The organism is Pedobacter nototheniae, assembly GCF_004335085.1.
GTDB classification, from domain to species: domain Bacteria; phylum Bacteroidota; class Bacteroidia; order Sphingobacteriales; family Sphingobacteriaceae; genus Pedobacter; species Pedobacter nototheniae.
This window is the reverse complement of the sequence record NZ_RQRS01000083.1, coordinates 1-422: the sequence shown is the minus strand read 5'-3', so window position 1 is coordinate 422 and position 422 is coordinate 1. Positions and strand designations below refer to the sequence as shown.

General features: G+C 45.7%; 1 protein-coding gene. It reads left to right on the top strand.

Annotated features, from left to right (window positions below; genetic code table 11):
• The coding region (locus tag EHC72_RS22525) for an MFS transporter (RefSeq protein ID WP_131539968.1) at positions 1–417 on the top strand (417 nt) is incomplete at its 5' end.
• Between the last annotated feature and the right edge of the window lie 5 nt (positions 418–422).

The following is a 422-nucleotide window of genomic DNA, read 5'->3' as shown; positions in this document are numbered from 1 at the left end:
ATTCAGCGTTTTAGCTACCGGAAGGTTTTGGTCGTTAATACTACCCTACTTGGTATTCTAATTTTGCTGCTTGCCCAGTTTGACGCGAGCGTACCTTGGTATTGGTTCATCCCTGTATTGACAGTGATGGGCGCGTGCAACTCCATGCAGTTTAGCGCCATGAATACCATTACTATTGGTGACTTAGAAGGAGCGCAGACCAGTAGTGGCAATAGCCTGATGGCGGTGAACCAACAGCTCGCTATGAGCTTTGGTATTGCCTTTGGTGCGGCAGTACTTAACATCCTAATTGATAATTATCAGATTGATACCCTTGCTGCGTTCCAGACCACCTATTGGATATTAGGTATTCTTACTATCGCCTCAGGGTTGTACTTTCTACGCCTGCAATCGCATGATGGAGATGGCTTGTATTAATAGGC